Annotated in this window: 17 protein-coding genes; 12 read left to right on the top strand and 5 right to left on the bottom strand. The window is 41.9% G+C overall.

Annotated features, from left to right (window positions below; translation table 11 throughout):
• Nucleotides 1-193: 193 nt before the first annotated feature.
• The 5 genes from FD724_RS34080 to FD724_RS34060 all read right to left on the bottom strand — a co-directional run bounded on the left by FD724_RS34080 (nucleotide 194) and on the right by FD724_RS34060 (nucleotide 5,675).
• Complete coding sequence (locus tag FD724_RS34080; protein WP_179076114.1) at nucleotides 194-580, bottom strand: hypothetical protein; 387 nt, start codon at nucleotides 578-580, stop codon at nucleotides 194-196.
• Nucleotides 581-929: 349 nt separating this feature from the next.
• The gene (locus FD724_RS34075; RefSeq protein ID WP_179076113.1) at nucleotides 930-4,103 is read right to left on the bottom strand and encodes a primase-like DNA-binding domain-containing protein; all 3,174 of its coding nucleotides are present in this window, start codon (nucleotides 4,101-4,103) and stop codon (nucleotides 930-932) included.
• Nucleotides 4,103-4,342 carry a hypothetical protein gene (locus FD724_RS34070; RefSeq protein WP_179076112.1) on the bottom strand — a complete coding sequence of 80 codons (240 nt, stop codon included), beginning with the start codon at nucleotides 4,340-4,342 and terminating at the stop codon, nucleotides 4,103-4,105. The genes FD724_RS34075 and FD724_RS34070 overlap by 1 nt, the downstream gene beginning before the upstream one ends.
• A 267-nt stretch (nucleotides 4,343-4,609) precedes the next feature.
• Entirely contained in the window at nucleotides 4,610-5,332 is a 723-nt protein-coding gene (locus FD724_RS34065) for a hypothetical protein (protein ID WP_179076085.1), read from the bottom strand.
• A gap of 133 nt (nucleotides 5,333-5,465) precedes the next feature.
• Nucleotides 5,466-5,675: a hypothetical protein gene (locus FD724_RS34060; RefSeq protein ID WP_138505373.1), complete on the bottom strand. Its 210-nt coding sequence runs from the start codon at nucleotides 5,673-5,675 to the stop codon at nucleotides 5,466-5,468.
• Between the two features lie 221 nt (nucleotides 5,676-5,896).
• On the opposite strand from FD724_RS34060, the gene FD724_RS34055 reads away from it, so the two are divergent.
• The 12 genes from FD724_RS34055 (at nucleotide 5,897) to FD724_RS41295 (ending at nucleotide 17,465) form a co-directional block, all read left to right on the top strand.
• Nucleotides 5,897-7,012 carry a ParM/StbA family protein gene (locus tag FD724_RS34055; protein ID WP_179076111.1) on the top strand — a complete coding sequence of 372 codons (1,116 nt, stop codon included), beginning with the start codon at nucleotides 5,897-5,899 and terminating at the stop codon, nucleotides 7,010-7,012.
• Between the two features lie 3 nt (nucleotides 7,013-7,015).
• Complete coding sequence (locus FD724_RS34050) at nucleotides 7,016-7,249, top strand: hypothetical protein (protein ID WP_179076110.1); 234 nt, start codon at nucleotides 7,016-7,018, stop codon at nucleotides 7,247-7,249.
• Nucleotides 7,246-7,491 carry a hypothetical protein gene (locus tag FD724_RS34045; protein WP_179076109.1) on the top strand — a complete coding sequence of 82 codons (246 nt, stop codon included), beginning with the start codon at nucleotides 7,246-7,248 and terminating at the stop codon, nucleotides 7,489-7,491. Before FD724_RS34050 ends, FD724_RS34045 begins: the two co-directional genes overlap by 4 nt.
• A complete protein-coding gene (locus tag FD724_RS34040; RefSeq protein ID WP_109013541.1) occupies nucleotides 7,488-7,763 on the top strand; it encodes a hypothetical protein in 276 nt (91 codons plus the stop codon). Before FD724_RS34045 ends, FD724_RS34040 begins: the two co-directional genes overlap by 4 nt.
• Nucleotides 7,735-7,929 carry a hypothetical protein gene (locus FD724_RS34035; RefSeq protein ID WP_179076088.1) on the top strand — a complete coding sequence of 65 codons (195 nt, stop codon included), beginning with the start codon at nucleotides 7,735-7,737 and terminating at the stop codon, nucleotides 7,927-7,929. The genes FD724_RS34040 and FD724_RS34035 overlap by 29 nt, the downstream gene beginning before the upstream one ends.
• Nucleotides 7,929-8,438, top strand: a complete 510-nt coding sequence (locus FD724_RS34030; protein WP_256874677.1) for a hypothetical protein — start codon at nucleotides 7,929-7,931, stop codon at nucleotides 8,436-8,438. Before FD724_RS34035 ends, FD724_RS34030 begins: the two co-directional genes overlap by 1 nt.
• 11 nt (nucleotides 8,439-8,449) lie before the next feature.
• Nucleotides 8,450-9,166 carry a hypothetical protein gene (locus FD724_RS34025; protein WP_179076108.1) on the top strand — a complete coding sequence of 239 codons (717 nt, stop codon included), beginning with the start codon at nucleotides 8,450-8,452 and terminating at the stop codon, nucleotides 9,164-9,166.
• Nucleotides 9,167-9,187: 21 nt separating this feature from the next.
• Complete coding sequence (locus tag FD724_RS34020) at nucleotides 9,188-9,736, top strand: hypothetical protein (protein WP_179076107.1); 549 nt, start codon at nucleotides 9,188-9,190, stop codon at nucleotides 9,734-9,736.
• Nucleotides 9,733-11,631: a type IV secretory system conjugative DNA transfer family protein gene (locus FD724_RS41300; RefSeq protein WP_256874676.1), complete on the top strand. Its 1,899-nt coding sequence runs from the start codon at nucleotides 9,733-9,735 to the stop codon at nucleotides 11,629-11,631. Before FD724_RS34020 ends, FD724_RS41300 begins: the two co-directional genes overlap by 4 nt.
• Before the next feature lie 209 nt (nucleotides 11,632-11,840).
• The gene (locus FD724_RS34010; protein ID WP_179076106.1) at nucleotides 11,841-12,512 is read left to right on the top strand and encodes a response regulator transcription factor; all 672 of its coding nucleotides are present in this window, start codon (nucleotides 11,841-11,843) and stop codon (nucleotides 12,510-12,512) included.
• A 150-nt stretch (nucleotides 12,513-12,662) separates the two neighbouring features.
• On the top strand, nucleotides 12,663-14,921 hold the full coding sequence (locus tag FD724_RS34005; RefSeq protein ID WP_179076105.1) for a pentapeptide repeat-containing protein: 2,259 nt from the start codon (nucleotides 12,663-12,665) through the stop codon (nucleotides 14,919-14,921).
• A 9-nt stretch (nucleotides 14,922-14,930) separates the two neighbouring features.
• On the top strand, nucleotides 14,931-17,465 hold the full coding sequence (locus FD724_RS41295) for an NACHT domain-containing NTPase (protein ID WP_256874683.1): 2,535 nt from the start codon (nucleotides 14,931-14,933) through the stop codon (nucleotides 17,463-17,465).
• The last annotated feature ends 74 nt before the right edge of the window (nucleotides 17,466-17,539 follow it).

Here is a 17,539-nt window from a genome sequence, read left to right as displayed (position 1 = left end):
CTAATAGCAAAATTACTGAAATGATAGAGAGGTTCTGTTTCATCTGTACACTGACTCATATTCCCGTTGGCATCGTGTTTTTCAGCCATTTCATTGTCGTGGGTAGGAGTGAGAGGGTAACTCTCACCTTCCCTTTACGCTGTGCCATCGCACCAGACTACAATGCAAAAATTAATAATTAATATTATTAATTTTATTTTTTTGTAATTTCATTAAGTTTTCTAAGCAATTCATTTTTCTGATCTTCACTTAATACTTTAATAGTATGTTCTACACGAATTGTACCTAACGCATAAACACTGAACGGATTACCTTCTTGAATTGGATATAACCAAGACAGAAAAATTAATTGATTAGGATAGGTATCCCAGTATTCTTTAGCTTCAGAGTAAGCATTTCTTGGTAATGTACGAGATGTTTTAATTTCAGTTTTGGTCATGTATTCATCTCTATATAAAGAACCATCTTTGTTGAAACAAAGTATTACACCTCCCCAATTATGTTGGTTGTAATACTTTTTAAGAAACATATCTTTGTTTTCTTCAATATATGTACTAGCGATATTTGCAATTAATGCCATTTTTACTCACCTTAGTATTTTGACAGATTATTTGGTTTATTTTCCAGCCTTAATTCAGATGTGAAGACACATCTTTAGAACCCGTTAGTTTTAGTCTTCCCATTTTTATAAGAAAATCTCGTCTTATTTCATTAACCCGTTTTAAGAATTCTTACTTGACCAGCCATCTGTCTCCTATCACAGCACTATCAGTAGACTTGGGTATACGGCAGGGCATAGAGTTTGAATACCACACAAATATTGTTATCTCGACATCGGGACGAAAGCTGAACAGACAAAGACTTGAGGCATTTAACAACTTGCCCCCCAGTGCGATTGCACAGACTCGAACAGTTAAGAGTTAACTCATTTAACGCAAATGATGCAGAAATTTGATCCAATCACTCCTGAATATTTCTATGGAGCATACTTTACCTTTAAAGCCTCGATAGTCAATTGTTGCGCTACAAAAATATGTTTCCATTAGTTGAACGCTCTTAATGATTCCGACTTGCCACTTGCGAACACTGTCGTTGAAAAACTCAATTTTATCCCCAACTTTCAATTCCGGGCGAGATAATTCGCTTTCTCGTGTATTTATCAATTCACCATCTTGTCGAGGAGAAAACCCAGTCACAGCAGGGCTGTCCTGGCTGTCCACCCCGTTTTCGGCAAGATTTCCTTGTTGGACAGGCTCAAACCCAGTCACAGTAGGGCTGTCCAGGTTGGACACAAAGTCATTGGGGACTGAAGGGTTATCAGTTAAATTGACAATTTGATTAACTCCACAATCAAAATTTTCTTCATCTTTTTTTTGCAATGCTAATTCTTGGGGGAGGACAATTGGACAGGGTGGACAGCCAAGCTGTGTAAGGGTTTCAGCCTGTCCAGGGTCAAATGTTGGGGCATTTAGTGGGTGGACAGGGTGGACAGCCAAGCTGTGTAAGGGTTCTGGCGTTTTGGTAGGGTGAAAAAACTCCTCGAATTCTTCTATTCCCCCTTCAAGGCATTTATCTTTAAAGCAATACCAAAATTCCGCCCTGGAAAGTGATGAATCCGGTGGCCCCTCCGGTACTTTCATCTCAAATACCCCAGCCAGTGGTTCAATGAATGCAAAGTGGGACTGAATTCTTTCACGCTTTCCGTTGACCGTGGGTGTCCAGCTACGTTCCTTGAAGTTGTGGGGCAAGACTGTTTTTAAATGGCTAATAAATTTGGACATCCCCAAAGGTGCATAACCATGTTCCCGGCAGTAAAGTACATACCAACTGTGTAAACGACTTTGTGGGATAAATGTTTCGGTCGTTGAGGGGCGTAAGCACAAGTCCACAAAGGATTTGGTAGAGTCCCCGTACAAAGATGCCTCTAGCGCCAGATTCTTTGCACGATCCGAACTTGGAGGCGATAACAAAATGCGATCGCGTTCTGCTCGTGGCATTGCTAAAGCCCAAGAAATTATGTCGGACTTCACCTCTTGTAGCTTCAACCACAAGTCTGGGTCAGGGCTTATATCTCGGTTTTTTACTGGGATTGGGTAAGCTCGACGCATCCAGCCGTCGCCAGCATTTTCGATCTGTAGATGACTTACAGAGGCAACCCAAAACCGAATGTACCACTGGATTGAATAAGCGACTGGATTGAATAAAGCGCGTCCGCTCATTGGCCCATTGTCAACTAATTCGTAAAAAGCTCGGACTCCTTCGGCATAACCTCCTACGTCAGGGAATCCAAATATCCGCTTTCCACTTAAATATTGATGCCGTCCTTCAGGTGTAGAAATATCCGCAAAGTGTGAAGCGCTACTAGAGCCGGATTCGCCAAATAAACTACTCCAAAACCGTCCTAGCGTCCCCTTGCCCCCACCGGATAAGCCAATTAAGTGGGGAAACCGACCATAAGGGGCAGTTGGGTCTAAAAACATACTCGTGAACGCCCGAATCACTTCAACCAATTCTGACCCAAAGCTCTCATTTAGAAATTTGAGAAAAACTTCTGGGCATGGTTTGTTGGCCTCGTAATCGTGGGGAATGATATTAGTGAGGTAAAAATCTTTGCGATGAGGCATTTGTTCACCAGTTCGCAAATCAACAACACAATTGTTAAACCCTAATAAATGAGTATTGGTTGGCAGTGGTTCTGCTGGTTCTAAGCGACTGCGGCAATATTTAAAGGCAGATTCCTTGTGTGCGTTAGTTTCGTAAGGCTTGGTTATTCTCCAACCAAATGTCTTTGTATAAGAGAGCTTGTAAGCGGATTCTCCAGCGTCAGCGAGGAGCTTGTAAGCTTTATTATCATCTTGGTGTTGCCATTGCTTATTCTCTTGTGACCACTTGTAAAAGGATGAATTCAGTACCATCCATTCAGTTTGAGGAAAGATTTTTCGGTAAGCCCAGCCATCAAAAGTACCCGCCGTCACGCAGTTAGAGTAGGGTAAATTCATGGCAGTGCATACAGGCAAGTAAAATGCCTCCGGGTCTGCTGGGTCAATATCTATACTGAAATTAGATAAATCCGTAACTTCTTTTTCAATACTTTCAGATTCTACCTGTTGCGATCGCTGCGCTACGGCCGCGTGAATCTCCTGCTCTAACCGACGGATAAATTCTGATGGTTCCATTTGCCCCAAAATTTCTTTGATGTCACTTGATTTATATGGTAAATCGGGGCAGATGTCGTGAGGGTTAATTCCAATAAATCCAATCCCAACCTCGTCAGCACAGTCCTGGCAGGTTTGGAGTTTTTTCAAACCAGTGTCATCGGGGTCATGCAGAAAAACGATTAATCCTATGCCTGCTTCAATTGCGCGTTGATATTCAGGCGTGATAGTCTTTTTATCCCATCCACTGCCCTGAAACGTAATTCCAGCAAGACCATGTGAGCGACCAACTTCTACGCATCCCTCGCCTTCATGCTGAAGTAGTGCCGGAGTTCCATTTACTGATTTAGCTGCGGCGATCGCTTCATCAATGCGGTATGCTCCCCAAGGCAAATCGCCTTTTTTCATTTGGGGTGTGCCATCCGAAAGCCTATGCCATTGCCGAAAGGTCTTGCTGTAACCTTTCTCTTTATTCGCATCTGGCCACTGGTAGCGAACTATCCATTGCGATTCTGAGTAAGGATAAATTGTTTCGGTGGCACTGCCCTCAACATCTTTTGGTGGTCTACTCGTTAATTTTTTCGGTTGGGGTATATCTGTTACAATATCCGTCAACATCACCAAACCTAATTCACCATCTGGAATTGGTGCTGGTTTGGGCAAGATTCTCTTGGGTTTGGCAGCATTTTGGTTTAGAGATGGAGTGTAATTAGCCCCTGCTCTTTCTGCCACCACTTCAGCCCAAGGTTTGATCGCCTCTCTGATGTCCTTACACTCACAATTATTGAAGCATCTGTACTTCCCGGTTTCTGGGACAATAGATAAGTCATTCCCGCCACAAACTGGACAAATAAACTTATTTTTAGCTTTGGACGGTTCTAGCTGGTCTTGAAAATTTCGGATGTCGAAGGAGGCGAACGCCTGTTGATTGGGGAATTGTGCAACCATTACGCGATACCTCCTTGAACATTATTTAATTTTTGACAATTGCTTAATACATAAGTTGGCGATTGTTTCGGTTGAGCCAGTGCATAGCTAGGCTGATGAAAGCGATCGCGATCGCAGACTGTAAATTCTTCTATTGAGTAGCACCAGTCTGGTTGACCGCAGTGGGGGCAAGGGTTCGCAATAGTTGCGAATAGCAGCTTGTTGCTAGTATCGGTATGAAATAGCTGTTTTTGTGACACTTTACAAATCCTCCAGTATGTGTAGTGGAGGAATTGGAGCTATCCCGAAAGTAATCTTCTACAACTTCCAGAAATTTAATCTGGTAAAATTCCTGAGTTGCCGTTTTTTGTGTAGTCAGTGTTACAATTGCTTAACACTCCAAAAGGTTTGATAAGATTACTATTAGGGATATTAATTAGGCGTGACACCCAATCCCCCAATTCCAATGGAATCAATTTTGAAAACTCCGTTGTCCACACTGGACGAAGGAGTTTTCAAGTTTTAGCCTATTTGTATTGGGCTAACCAAGCCCTAACAAACTCGATTACTTCCCCCTCTTGAATCACAAACATAGTACCTTTTCTCCTAAGAGCCAGAATTCTCATACTTCCCACGGACGAATATAAATGTTCATTGAGATTTGAAGCCGCTCTAGTAGGAGGCCATAGGGCTAAAACTTTTGCTGTTGGCGTTTTTGTGGCTTCACGAGAAGACATTGCGAACAAGTCTCTGTTTTTGTTAAGCCACTTTTCGTAATCAGCCAACTCAAGTAGTGGACAAGGTTTCCAGGTTGTCAAACCATTCTTATCCTTCTTTCTGAGTTGTAAAGCTTCCCTGGCTTCGTTGTAGACTACCTCCCTATCTCCTATCGAACGAATGGAGATAAACAGGTGAGTTGTTCGTGGAAATCTAATAAACAAGTCAATAGGGTTTTTCTCTCCTCCCGGAAATGGAAAGATTTCTATCCCCTGGCTTTTAAACTCTTGTAAAAGTAGGTCGGTTAATTTTTCCAACCGTGCAAGTTTTTGAATGATCACCAACGGTTTGTAAGCCAATGCAAAAGCAGCCCAGGCAGCCGGATTAATGAAGCTGCCAGATACCAGCGCAGTACCACCAACTGCTAGAGCAACAGTGGAGTAGTAATTTTTCGTCTCCCTAATCCACTTTAATGCTGCTTCGTTATGCAGGGGGAGTTGAAAATCGGTATGTGGGTCTTTCACAGCTAACATGGCGAACTCAAAATTAATAATGTGAAATTAGCACGAACTTTACTGATACTAATACTTGACACTGTATTTTTGAATCAATAGCAATTTATTAGACTCTTTATCCAGTGTTAGTAGGACACGGAAGTTAAAAACCTCATGCTTCTGGTTTTTCCTGCTTCTGAGATTCTGATTTTTTAGCACGTCTAGCCGCGATCGCTTCACCAAGCAGAATAGCTGCCATCTGGCTTTTAGTCCTCATCTCTCCATTAGCAATTTGCTCTAGCGCCTCCCAAGTTTCATCTGGAATAATTGCATTTAACTTTTTGCTCATTAAGTCAGAACTCGTTTGCTCACCTGACATCATGATATGCTCTCTTGTCCGATCACATACGATCTTATCATCTAAAATCACATCATGATGTGATATGATGTGATTGTTAGCCAAAAACAGCCACCCAACAAAGGCAACAGAAGCCAGAAAGTGATGCTATGGCTAACCCCTAACTGGATGTGTGGATTTAAGGCGATTCAGCCTCTAAATTCTCCAAAGCCAGAAAAATCAAGACTTTACCAATCATCTGAACCATGACAGCTATATATTCCAATGCCAAAAACTGGCTAGTTCAAGCAGACTTGTTAGCCAAATCAGGGCTAACTGACCTGATCGCCGGAAAAGACTCAGGTGCAGGGTATGGCAAGGCAATCATCGGTGATTTTTCCATCATGATGCCAGCCGCATACTCACTTGTTCGCAACCGCAACATCATGCACCACGAAACCATCTCAAAAGATGGGGCATGGGTGCGTTATGTACAAGGTTCACGCCTAGACTTAAAAGACGTTCAATTCTTTTGGGGCAGTGCAGCGATCGCACAAGCAGATCACACCTTACTGCACGAGGACAAAGCCAAAAAAGCAGAACTGGCATTAGAAAGCATCCTTGCAGACTTAGCAGTTCTGAATATTCCCGATGGGTTCAAGCTTTCGATTAGTTTGAGCAACCATAACCCCGAACGCTGGGGCCAAGAGATTAAACGCAGGGTTGAAGGGACTCACACCTTTGAGCATTTGCACCCTGTAACTCGTTCCTTTGTCAGCAAGACAGTTGAGATTGTAGTCACAGGCATTTACCCCGAAGGATTCGGCAGCATTGCCCATTGCTTATTCGGTGAAGCATCCCTGGTACTAGACCCCTCAGAATTAGCGATCGCACTCGATATCGGTTCATCAACTTGGTTGATTACCGTGTTTAACGGCAGTGGTGCAGTGATTGACAGACACCTGATTGAGGGTGGAGCCGGTGAACTGCACAGCATGATTGCAGAGGCACTAGACAAGCGAAACGACCGAGTGAGTCTGCTGTCCAAAGATGTGAAGCACTCGCCTAGTTTGGTGAACCAGGGAATTGTAGAAGGGACTTTCACATACGGCGGCAACCACCTCACAGGTAAAAAGTTTGAAACAGAGTACAGCCAATGCCTTGATCAGTGGTGGAGTACCAGAATTGAGAAATTCGCCAACTTTGTGACTGCTGGTAATTATCTAGATCGTGCTAAATATCTTGTCGCCTGGGGTGGGGGTGTTTCGCTGCCAGTGGTGGATCAAAACTTAGCCGGTTTAGGCTTTGTGGTCTTGAATAATCCCCAGTTCATCAATGCCTTGGGGTTGAAACTATTAACTCAAATATCTTTGGGAGCCTAATCAATGAATTACGAATCTCGGCGTATAACCATCTCCTACCTAGCAGTAATTGAATTGTGCAAGATGTTTGATTTACCCCAGGATGCACCGACACAAGCATTATCAGCAGGTGTAGAGAAGCTGATTTTTCAACACGGTAATGTACAACCATCGCCCAAAGTTGAAACAGCGCAATCTACACAGCCTAATAAATCAGCACTTAGCGCAATGGTCACTAATTTCAAAGGGGCAGCATGAGCAGAACCACATTAAGAAACACGGTTTTAGGCATTGGAGCAACAGCAGCAGCGATCGCTTTTGGCTATTTCGGAGTGCAGTACTTCGGCAGAAACAATATGTTTACCATCGCCGCAGCTGTCGGGGGTGGAGGGGCTATCAGCTATGTACTTCAAAAGCCGAACCAGCCACAATCCCCAAGTAATCAGCCAGAACCCCAACCCACACCGATGAAAACCCAAAGAAAAGGGAGAAAGTCATGAGCGACCAAGACACCCAAAAGACCCAACCAAGCCTAACAACAACCGAAATCATGACCATCATCCTGGGTTGCGAACAGACTCTTAGGTTCGTGCAAGCATCTCCAAATTACAAACAAATTGAAGCGTCCGAACGGTTCAGTACATCGAATGACCTAAAAATGGGCGATGCAGTTCAAGCCTTGATGGAGATTCACGAAGCGATTCTAAATATCGAGTTTTATTCGCAAGTTGAGGGACAAACTTATGCTTTCAATGACAGCCTTACAGCGTAACCACCTGTACCAATTCCGTGGTCAACAACTGCGCTACAGCCACCACTCTAATTGTCGAGTCAATACGCCTTTCGTTTTCAATGACTCTAAGGGCAAGCGCAAGGAACTAAGTCAAAACCAAGTGCAGTTGGAGGTTTTTGAACTTGTTGAGTTTTGTGAGAACTGATGATGAAGCGATTGCCCCGACCGACCAAAGTAAGTGCAATCGCCTCACCCGAAAGTGCATCAAGTACACATCGTTACAAGGATCTTAACAGCATGGCACTCGATTACAAAAATCCCAACGATTGGGGACGCTGTTCTTTCACTGATAATGCTTTGAAACTCCAGCAATTTAAGGCTCTTAACCCAACAGCTACGAAGCGCGAAATAAATAGTTTTCTTTGCAGCCAAAACTTACCCCTCACAGGAACGGAATTCTTAGCAACTCATTCAACCATCGATGACCATCCTTATGCAGCAGCATTTGGTCAATTCTTGGGTAATGGTATTGACCCTGATATTGCAAATATTCTGGCATTTGGTGAGAAGAGATTTGATTTAATCTCTGATGATTTTGACGACCCCGTAAGGCAACTGGCAACGAGAATTTATAGCCGATTTGAAGAGATGGGTTACTGGGATAAATTGCCCCAAGAGTCGAGCGATATCGACTACGACAACATACCTTATTAGGAGTGTCAGCAATGGATTTTGCAATACGTAATCCGGTAGTTGGTCATAGTTCCCATATTGATGAAAAAGCACAAGCATGGGGAGGGTTTGAGTCTGATCTTCTGGGCTATCTTTCGGATATAAATAAGCTTGAACAGTTTGCGGATTACGCGAATAATGCCCAAGAATTATCTGACCGATTAGAACCATTTTTGGACAACGCCAAGGTGGTCTTTGAGGCAATGGAGAAGCTGACTAAAGGCCAAGTTACTTGGACAGAACTTCGTAAACAATATGGCTCTCACGTTGCTACTGCCATCGCTAAGATTCGCAAGTTAAATTCAGAATTTGATTCAGAGATGGGCAAGATAGATGCCCAAGATAGAGCCGACTTGTTGCGAATTGACCAAAAACGGAAGCACGCACTGACCGAAGTTGCCGCCCAATTACACCACGATTTACAAGCAGAATTGTGGAGACATGAAAATAAAATCAGCAGCATAGAAAATAAGCAAACTGTGCAAGCCGAAAGGCAAGCAATCACAACAGGACTGAGAGAGAAACGACAACAACTTTTAGCCCGTGCGAGGTTTGGCTCAAGGGCATTAGAGCCTAATATTGCCCCCCAAGAAGTGATACCAGTTACTAGCCAAACTTCTGCACCAGCGTCTAGTGTTTCTGCAACCGGAACAGTTCGCGGTTGGGGTGCAATGTTAGGTAACTTGTGGCAGAAACTAGGCGACAGATAATCAATTAATTAGGTAAGGCTGATGCTAGTAAGGAAACGAAATGAAGATCCTCATAGCGTCAGCCCTTTTTTGCATGAAGGGCTGGCACAAACACCACAACAACAACATCAGCATCAACAACCAGAACAGCCACAACCATTACCAGAAAATAATAGAGGTCGGACATTTAGACGTGCTGGTAACGCTTGTGAGATTGTCGCTGGCAGTTGTCTAAATTCGGCAGTAATTTTTACTTTCCATCTCTTACAAGTTCACCCAGTTGGAATGTTCTTAGCTGTTGGGACTGCACACTTGTACTTTACTGCCACTGCAACAGGTGAAGGATTTAACAATTTTGTCACTAATCTAATGACTGGATGCAGTGCGTCATTAGCTCTATTGTGTGCGCTCAATGAACCCATTAGTGAGTGGAATGAATCGAGAACTTCTACTATTACTGCTAATACTTCAATTGAGTCGGTTTATAAGCCAAAAACTGCTGAATCTTCAAGTTGGATGGATGGTGCAGGAGTAGGCATATTTCTAGCGATATTAATGTTTTTTCTATTTGGTGGTAGGAGAGGTAAATGAATTATTTAACCGACAAACATAAACAGTTATCCGAGTCACAACAATCGGGTTTAATGAAGTGGTTCGGACAGTTACCGATGGATAAAAAAGCTGTTGCAATTGGGCTGAGTTTAACAGTAGGGATTGGATCAGCTGCGATGGCGTGGCAGGGAACTAGCAGCGATCGGATCTACTTCTGCATTAAAACCCCAAAGAAAACATTGGTGTGCCGGGATAAAGATAACCGACCGTTTCGCATGACCCCTTTTTATTGGTCACAATGGCAGTTAGAAGGAATGCCGCGCCAAATAGTGAGAGATCCAGCAATGGGGGTAAATGGGCTGGTGAAAGCGACTAACCCATACAAACCGTTTTGGGGTTTTGGGGGATTCCTGGGGTTTGCTCTTGCTGGGTGGATGCTTCGCCATTGCCAAGATGAGGAGAAGCAGAGAGCAGTTTTTGAAGACATCGCCCAAAAACGGGACGCAGCAAAGGCAGAGATGGCCGCACGTTCCGAGCTACTAGAGAGTTGCCGAGACGTTGCGATCGCAGAAGTCCAACTACAAGCCGATTTAGATTTGATAGCCAATGATCGCACTGTGGATATCCAAAAAGCTGAGATTTACGCCCACACTGAAATTGAAGTTACCCAAATGGAGGCAACTGATGCCATTTTTGAGGCGCAAACGGCGGGGATGACCGAGCAACAGAAAGCAGAGTATATTAAGCAGTTGCGAGAGATGAAAACGCCCTATCTACAAGGTAGCCAGACTTTACAGGGGACGATTGACCCCAACGACAAGGTTACTGGAGATGAACAGGGCGCAATCGCACCGGGAGCAACCCCAACAGGTGATTACCTTCACCCATCAGAAGGTCTTGCCCTAAATACTTTGCAAGCCCTAGCCAGAGCAGATAGTTCCACTGCTTTGGTTGCTGCACCAGGGAGTGGTAAATCTGTCACCCTCAATTATTTGATTGAGAAAATCCTTGCAGATTGTCCAAGTGCCGATATTTGGGTGATTAGTGCTAAGAATGATAGTTTCTGCGGTTTACGAGAGAAAGAAAGAGTAATTGTCTTCGACGGGGAAAACCCAGACCTAGCGAAAGAGGTAATTGATAACTTTTACACCTCGTACAAACAGCGTAAGCAACTACTAGAATCAAAGCGCGAATCCTTACCACCATTGATTCTAATTCTGGATGACTGGTTAGTGATTGCTGATCAATTAAGTAAGCATTACTCTGACTGGAATTATGGGAGTAAATTGCTTGATGTTCTGCTGATTGGTCGAGAGTTTAATACTAAGTTTATTGCCTCCCTACAGTCTTTTAATTTGGCGGCATTGGGCATTGAAAAGATGGATGCTCAAACGAGAATGTGTCTCAATTTATTGTTGTTAGGTAACAGGTATATCAAGAATGGAAGGGAACAAGAATCTTATGGGGTGCTGGAACTGATTTTAAATAGAGGTGACATTATTCCAGGTAAGCAAGAACGGGAGCAAATTAAATCTAAATATCTGTCAGTCAAAGCAGTCTCTTATCAAAACTTACGTCCAGTTATGATTGCTTCTGTTGGTGGTTTTGTTGTGGCATTAATGCCACAATTATCTAATCAAGTCAAGCCGATTGCTTCGGAGCAGGAATATCTAGATAGAGTATTTGACCTGGAATTTAATTTAACTGCTGCTCACCAGATACATCCCAAACCATTATCTGAGGTGGCTAACAAGATTTATGAATACTTCCAAAATGTGAAGAATAAAACACCAAAAACATTACGCGATTTGAAGAAAGCAGACAGGTTATCTGGTTATTCAGAGTCAGAATTAAGTGATGGTTTAGCTGAATTAGTAGAGAGGGAGAAGATAAATTGTGACGGCAATGATAACTACTCCCTGCCTAATTGGTAAACGTCCTGCCGTGATGCCGTGGTAACACTAACAAATGTAAAACCGGCTTTTCTGAGTGTCCACGGCATACGGCAGCAATCACGGCAATCCATGCCATGTATAGGTCGTAGCCTACGGCAGCTTCACGGCAAGACGGACAGTCACGGCACAGACACCAATAATAAATTCCCCAATCAAGAACTATCTATTATTAGAGGATTATCAACATCATGCTGAAAATAGTAATTGTTGAACCAGAAACATTCACGCTCTTAGGTATCAAAGGCGCTATTTCACAATCTCCAGATATAGAAGTAACTGGTGATGCCACCTGTGGAAAGCTAGGGTTTAAATTAATTGAACAGATGAATCCTGATGTTGTGTTAGTTGATTTACTATTACCCGACATGAGTGGTTTAGAACTGACTAGCTCAATCAAAAGGAAAACTAATAGTAAAGTGGTGATTTTTACTAATCAGACTCATTCAGATTTTATTAACTCGGCTTTCCGTCATGGGGCTGATTCTTATATGCTCAAGAGTGCTGATATAGAATTGATTGAACTAGCCATCAAGAGAGCTTACTTTGATGAATGTCTACTTGACCCAAAGCTGGCTAAAAAACTGTTAGAAAGCCTTTATCAAAACAGATATATCGACCCTAGGTTTGCTGAAAAAAACTTGCTTGACTCTCCCACTGAGCGACAAATACAAGTCCTGCGTTTACTGGCTCAGGGTTTAGTTTTTGAACAGATTGCCAGAGAAATGTTTCTCTCTGTTAGTACAGTCAAACATTATGCCAGCGATTTGTACAGTAAATGGCACGTCAAGAACCGTTATGAGGCGATAAAAAGAGGGGCGATGCTTGGTTATATAGACTATAACTTGATTATGAATGAATGATGTATTGGTGAGGAGAGCGAAAGGATTAAGTCGGGGATTGAAGCATAAAAACTGGCGTTAAGAAAAAAGAATCGCTTTAAAACTTTGTAATTACGAAATTGTTTATGGTATATCTGTATCCAAAAAGAAATTTGTATACAGCGCCCAGCCATGCCCCAAGACTTCTCCGGTCATAATCTCAGAGGCCGTTCCTTTAAAGGTCAAAATCTTGAGGGTGCAAACTTTAGTAGTGCAGATATCCGAAGCGCAGATTTTACTGGTGCTAATTTGAGGAACGCAAACTTTAGCCATGCTACTGCTGGGCTGCAAAGGCGTTGGGCTATTTTTTTGGTCTGTGTTTCGTGGTTGCTGTCTGGAATTTCTGGATTTTTATCAGCCTGTGCTGGAGCCTTAATAGCTTTAATATTTAACAGTTCAAATCTACAGAATCAGGTTGTTGGACAAACTATATTAATAGTAGTAATCATTCTTTTTATAGTTATTCTTTGCCAAGGATTTAACTCAGCCATCGCCATTGCTTTTACTTTTGCTGGAGCTATTGCCGGAGTTATCTTTATCATCTTTGCCGGAGCCACCACCACCATCACCGACACCTCTCCTCACGGTTTCGGCTTCCCGTTCCTCATCCCCATCCCCGGACTCAGAACCGGAGCCGAAGGTTTCGCCTCCATCGGAACTATTGCCGGAGCCGGAGGTTTCGCTTTTATTGGAGCCATCGCCTTTACCAACGCTATCGCCTTCGGCAACGCCTTCGCTTTCGCCGTAGCCTTCGCTATTGCCGGAATCAAAGCCTTCACTTTAGCTATTGCCATTGTGATCACCGTCGCCTTAGCTATCGCTTCGTCTATCGCCTTCGTCTTCGCTAGCCTTTTCGCCAATGGTAGCGTCGAAGCCTTCGCTATCACTTTCACCTTCGCGATTGCTTTCACCTTCACCGCAGCCTTACTTAGTGCTTACATCGTTTGGAGAGCAATCAAGGGAGATGAAAAATACTCTTTAATTCAGAACATCGCTTTTAATTTTGCTGCGAGTGGTGGTACAAGCTTCCGTAGAGCCAACCTAACAGATGCTAACTTTACAGCAGCCACACTTAAAAGTACAGATTTTAGAAAAGCTAATTTAACTCGCACCTGTTTCCATGAAACTAAAAAACTTGACCGTGTTCGTCCAGGTACAACTTACTTGCAAAACGCACAAATTCGTCAGGTGTTAGTTACAGGACAGGGACAAGACAAGAATTTTGACCGTGAAGATTTGCGGAGAATAAATTTTCAAGAAGCCAATTTAGTAGATGCCAGTTTTATTGGCACTTCTTTAAGCGGGGCTAACTTACGGGATGCTGATTTATCTAGGGCAAAGTTAGTACAAACTCAACTGGATGGCACAGACTTTACAGGTGCGACTCTCACCGGGACATACATCCAGGACTGGGGTATTAGCACTGACACCAAATTTGATGGAGTGAGATGTGAATACGTTTATATGCGACTGCCTACAAAAGAAAATCCCGATCCCTTTCGCAAACCTGATAATAACAAAGAAGTATTTGCAGATGGGGAGTTTGGAGATTTTATCAAACCAATTTTCGATACCCTTGACCTCTACCACAACCAAGGTGTTGACCCAAGAGCGATCGCAATTTCATTTAAACAGTTGGCAGAGAATCACCCAGAGGCGGATTTACGAATTGTCGGCATGGAAGTACGAGGTGAAGACAAGTTTTTACTTCGTGCCAAAACAGCGATCGCGGCTGATAAGTCCCAACTAAGTACAGAATATTTTGACACTTATAACGAGATAAAAAGCTTGCCAGAGCGAGAAATTAAATTACTACTAGAAGAAAAAGATAGTAGAATTCGTAGTTTAGAAATTTTTGTAAACCAGGCACTACAACGCCCTAGTTATTACTCAAATGTAGAACAGGTAGGTACTATGACTAACAATCCCGGCGGATTTTCAGTTGGTGGTTCTGTAGGCGGCAACGTCAATAATGTGCAAGGGGACGGCAACCGCGCAGTGCAAGGAGATAATAATCAGGCTGTCCTTGGTGATGGTAATCAAGTAACTCAACAAAATCAAGTGGGGGCAGATACCGGAGAATCGCTCACTAAAGAGGATGTTGTCAAGTTACTCGCTCAACTGGAAGCTTTAATTCAAGGCGCAGAACTCCCAGCCAACACTAAAGAAGAAGTAATTGAAGACTTGAGTGCTGCTAAGAAAGCAACGGATAAAGAAGAACCAAATAAGCAACGAGCATTAGAGCGTTTGGGAACGGTGGCAGAAACACTTGAAAAAACGAGCAAGGGCATAGAAGGTGGTCAGAAAATCTGGACAATAGCCAAGCCGATTATTGTGAAAATTGCAACTTGGTTAGGTGTTGCTGCTGGTTCTCACCTGTTGGGATTGTAGAACTGAATTATGAGTCAGCAGCTACCAGAAAACTCTGATTCGCAACAGCCTGATGCAAATTCAACACAACAGGCTGATAGTTCTACACCCCAAAATGTAGTTCAAGGTAATCAAAACCGAGTAGTTCAAGGTAATGAAAACCAATCTGTTTTAGGTGACAGCAACACAGTAATTCAGGGTAATAACAACTTGATGCTTACCATCAAGGAGTTAATTCTTGGTCAGCAGACAACACCAGTAGGCAACCCTGCCCGACCAAAGAACGAACGGATACTATTAGCCGCAGTCAAGGAAGAAGTTACAGCACGATTAAGGCAATCTCTCCACAATGCCGTGCTGATTAATTTGGGTAAAGAGTCACAACCCCAGCAGGTAAAAAGACCTTGGGATGCAGAGATAAAAATTGGTATAAAACCTCCTGAACCTCTCCCAGACACGACAACAATTTTAGAAGTTTTTGATTCCCCAGAAATTGCAGGTAAGCTTTTAATTTTAGGTGCGCCGGGGTCAGGAAAGACGACTACACAATTAGAACTGGCTCAAGCTTTAGTTGGTCGTGCGGAAGAACAGCCTGATTATCCCGTTCCAGTTTTATTCAACTTGTCCACTTGGAAAGATGACCGCCAATCTATAACTGATTGGTTAGTGGCAGAACTTAAATCTAAGTATGGTGTCTCAAAAAAGCTTGGTCAAGAGTGGGTAAACAATCACCAATTACTACCATTGCTTGATGGTTTGGATGAACTTGAACCACAGCGTCAAGAACTTTGTGTCCAAAAAATTAATCAGTTTTTAGCAGGTGAAACTAGACCACTTTATCTAGTTGTTTGTAGTCGGATTGAGGAATATAGTAACTACTCAACTCAATTACAACTTAACGGTGCTATCTACTTACAGCCTTTAACCAGCAATCAAATTTGTGATTATCTAACCTCTATAAATTCTATAGAACTGTGGTCAACCATCAGTAGCGACTTAGACTTACTAGAGTTAATGAAAACTCCATTACTACTCAGCATTACTGTTCTAGTATCTCAAGAAATATCTGTTGAAGAGTGGCAGCATTTGAACTCTACAGCAGACCAAATTCAGTATTTGCTAGATGCCTATATAGGACGGATGTTGACACGGAATATCAACAGTAGAACATATTTTAAAAACAAATCTCCTAATGCTAAACAAACTCGGATGTGGCTAATTTGGTTAGCACAGCAATTACAAAAAGAATTGCAAAATGAATTTATACTTGAAAAAATACAGCCTAGTAGTTTATTATCTTTAGGACAAATTAGAACATTTCGTCTACAGTTACTAATAAGTATTTCAGCAACATTATGGCTATTTTTTTACTTAATTGGTGCTAAATCCTCGGGATTATTTTATGGTTTAATACTAGCATTATTTTTTGCTAATAAAGAAAAAATTCAAATTATTGAAACTTTAACTATTAATAAATGGATAGAAGTAAAAAAGCAAATTTTAAAAGGATTCAAAGCGGGCTTATTAATTAGGAAAAATTTTTTAATTTTGATTCTATGGTTTTTATCCTCTTTTTTGACTTTATTAAGTATGCCTTTAATTCCAAACATACAGTTTAAGTTTACAGAAAGTTTTTTAAATTTCAACTCAATCTTAATAAATATATTGTCTTTTGTAACTTTTGTGATGGTAAACTTTCTAATAATTATTAACCTTTCAGCAGAATTAAAAATGTTGGAAGCAGTAGAAATACTGTTCGGTTTACCAGTTAAAAGAAAAACCCAAATATTTATAAATATTTGTAAGAAATTTATACAGTTTCTTTTTAAACCTTTTCAGAGGATGATAGAAGTATTTGATAGAATTCCTCAAGGTTTGCATGAATTAGTGGTGTTAGGTTTAGCAATTTTGTTTTTATGGATATTTGTATATCTTAAGGGAATTTCCCCTAAATTTATTCTGCTTAGTATTAATTTAGATGTGATTTATACTGATAATTTTGGAAGTGTTATTTTTTTTATTTTTTATTTAGGCATTTTGGGATCTTCTTCTTTAATTGGTTACTTTGTATTTTGTTCATGGACAGGAGTTTTCTGGGGGGGAATACTTGGGTTGATTAGTTGGTTAACTGGTTCTGAAATAGAGGTAAAAACTAGAGCTAATGAAGGAATTTGGAAAACATTAATAAATGCTATTATTTTGGGAATTATCATAGGATTAATTTGGGTTGCATTTAATATATCTGTAGACTTATTTTTAAACTTTATATATAAATTTGTGTATAAAAGTCCTTACTTATACCATCTACCTAACTTCCACCATATAATTAATGACCTAATTATTGGGTTTATTTTTGGTTGGTTTTTTGGTGGTGGCGGAGCTTGTATTCAACACTTCATCCTACGCCTCATCCTCTACCGCAACGGCTATATTCCTTGGAACTACGCCCGTTTCCTTGACTACTGCACCGAGCGATTATTCCTCCAGCGTGTCGGCGGACGCTACCGCTTCATCCACAAACTGCTGCAAGACCACTTCGCCCAAATGGAATTCAAACGGGATTAGGAAAATACAACCAACTTACGCAGGGGGAGTCATAGTCAATTCCTTGTGGAAACAAAGCGATCGCCCTCCTTCTG

Source organism: Nostoc sp. C057 (assembly GCF_013393925.1).
In the GTDB taxonomy this organism is placed as follows: domain Bacteria; phylum Cyanobacteriota; class Cyanobacteriia; order Cyanobacteriales; family Nostocaceae; genus Nostoc; species Nostoc muscorum_A.
Note: the sequence above shows the minus strand (reverse complement) of the source record. Positions and strands in the feature narration are given on the sequence as shown.

Coding starts and splice junctions, on each gene's coding strand:
- FD724_RS34020 (WP_179076107.1), top strand. CDS start 9,188: ATGCTAGTAAGGAAACGAAATGAAGATCCTCATAGCGTCAGCCCTTTT.
- FD724_RS34080 (WP_179076114.1), bottom strand. CDS start 580: ATGGCATTAATTGCAAATATCGCTAGTACATATATTGAAGAAAACAAA.
- FD724_RS41300 (WP_256874676.1), top strand. CDS start 9,733: ATGAATTATTTAACCGACAAACATAAACAGTTATCCGAGTCACAACAA.
- FD724_RS34045 (WP_179076109.1), top strand. CDS start 7,246: ATGAGCAGAACCACATTAAGAAACACGGTTTTAGGCATTGGAGCAACA.
- FD724_RS34005 (WP_179076105.1), top strand. CDS start 12,663: ATGCCCCAAGACTTCTCCGGTCATAATCTCAGAGGCCGTTCCTTTAAA.
- FD724_RS34075 (WP_179076113.1), bottom strand. CDS start 4,103: ATGGTTGCACAATTCCCCAATCAACAGGCGTTCGCCTCCTTCGACATC.
- FD724_RS34060 (WP_138505373.1), bottom strand. CDS start 5,675: ATGATGTCAGGTGAGCAAACGAGTTCTGACTTAATGAGCAAAAAGTTA.
- FD724_RS34030 (WP_256874677.1), top strand. CDS start 7,929: ATGATGAAGCGATTGCCCCGACCGACCAAAGTAAGTGCAATCGCCTCA.
- FD724_RS34055 (WP_179076111.1), top strand. CDS start 5,897: ATGACAGCTATATATTCCAATGCCAAAAACTGGCTAGTTCAAGCAGAC.
- FD724_RS34010 (WP_179076106.1), top strand. CDS start 11,841: ATGCTGAAAATAGTAATTGTTGAACCAGAAACATTCACGCTCTTAGGT.
- FD724_RS34050 (WP_179076110.1), top strand. CDS start 7,016: ATGAATTACGAATCTCGGCGTATAACCATCTCCTACCTAGCAGTAATT.
- FD724_RS34025 (WP_179076108.1), top strand. CDS start 8,450: ATGGATTTTGCAATACGTAATCCGGTAGTTGGTCATAGTTCCCATATT.
- FD724_RS34065 (WP_179076085.1), bottom strand. CDS start 5,332: ATGTTAGCTGTGAAAGACCCACATACCGATTTTCAACTCCCCCTGCAT.
- FD724_RS34035 (WP_179076088.1), top strand. CDS start 7,735: ATGCTTTCAATGACAGCCTTACAGCGTAACCACCTGTACCAATTCCGT.
- FD724_RS34040 (WP_109013541.1), top strand. CDS start 7,488: ATGAGCGACCAAGACACCCAAAAGACCCAACCAAGCCTAACAACAACC.
- FD724_RS41295 (WP_256874683.1), top strand. CDS start 14,931: ATGAGTCAGCAGCTACCAGAAAACTCTGATTCGCAACAGCCTGATGCA.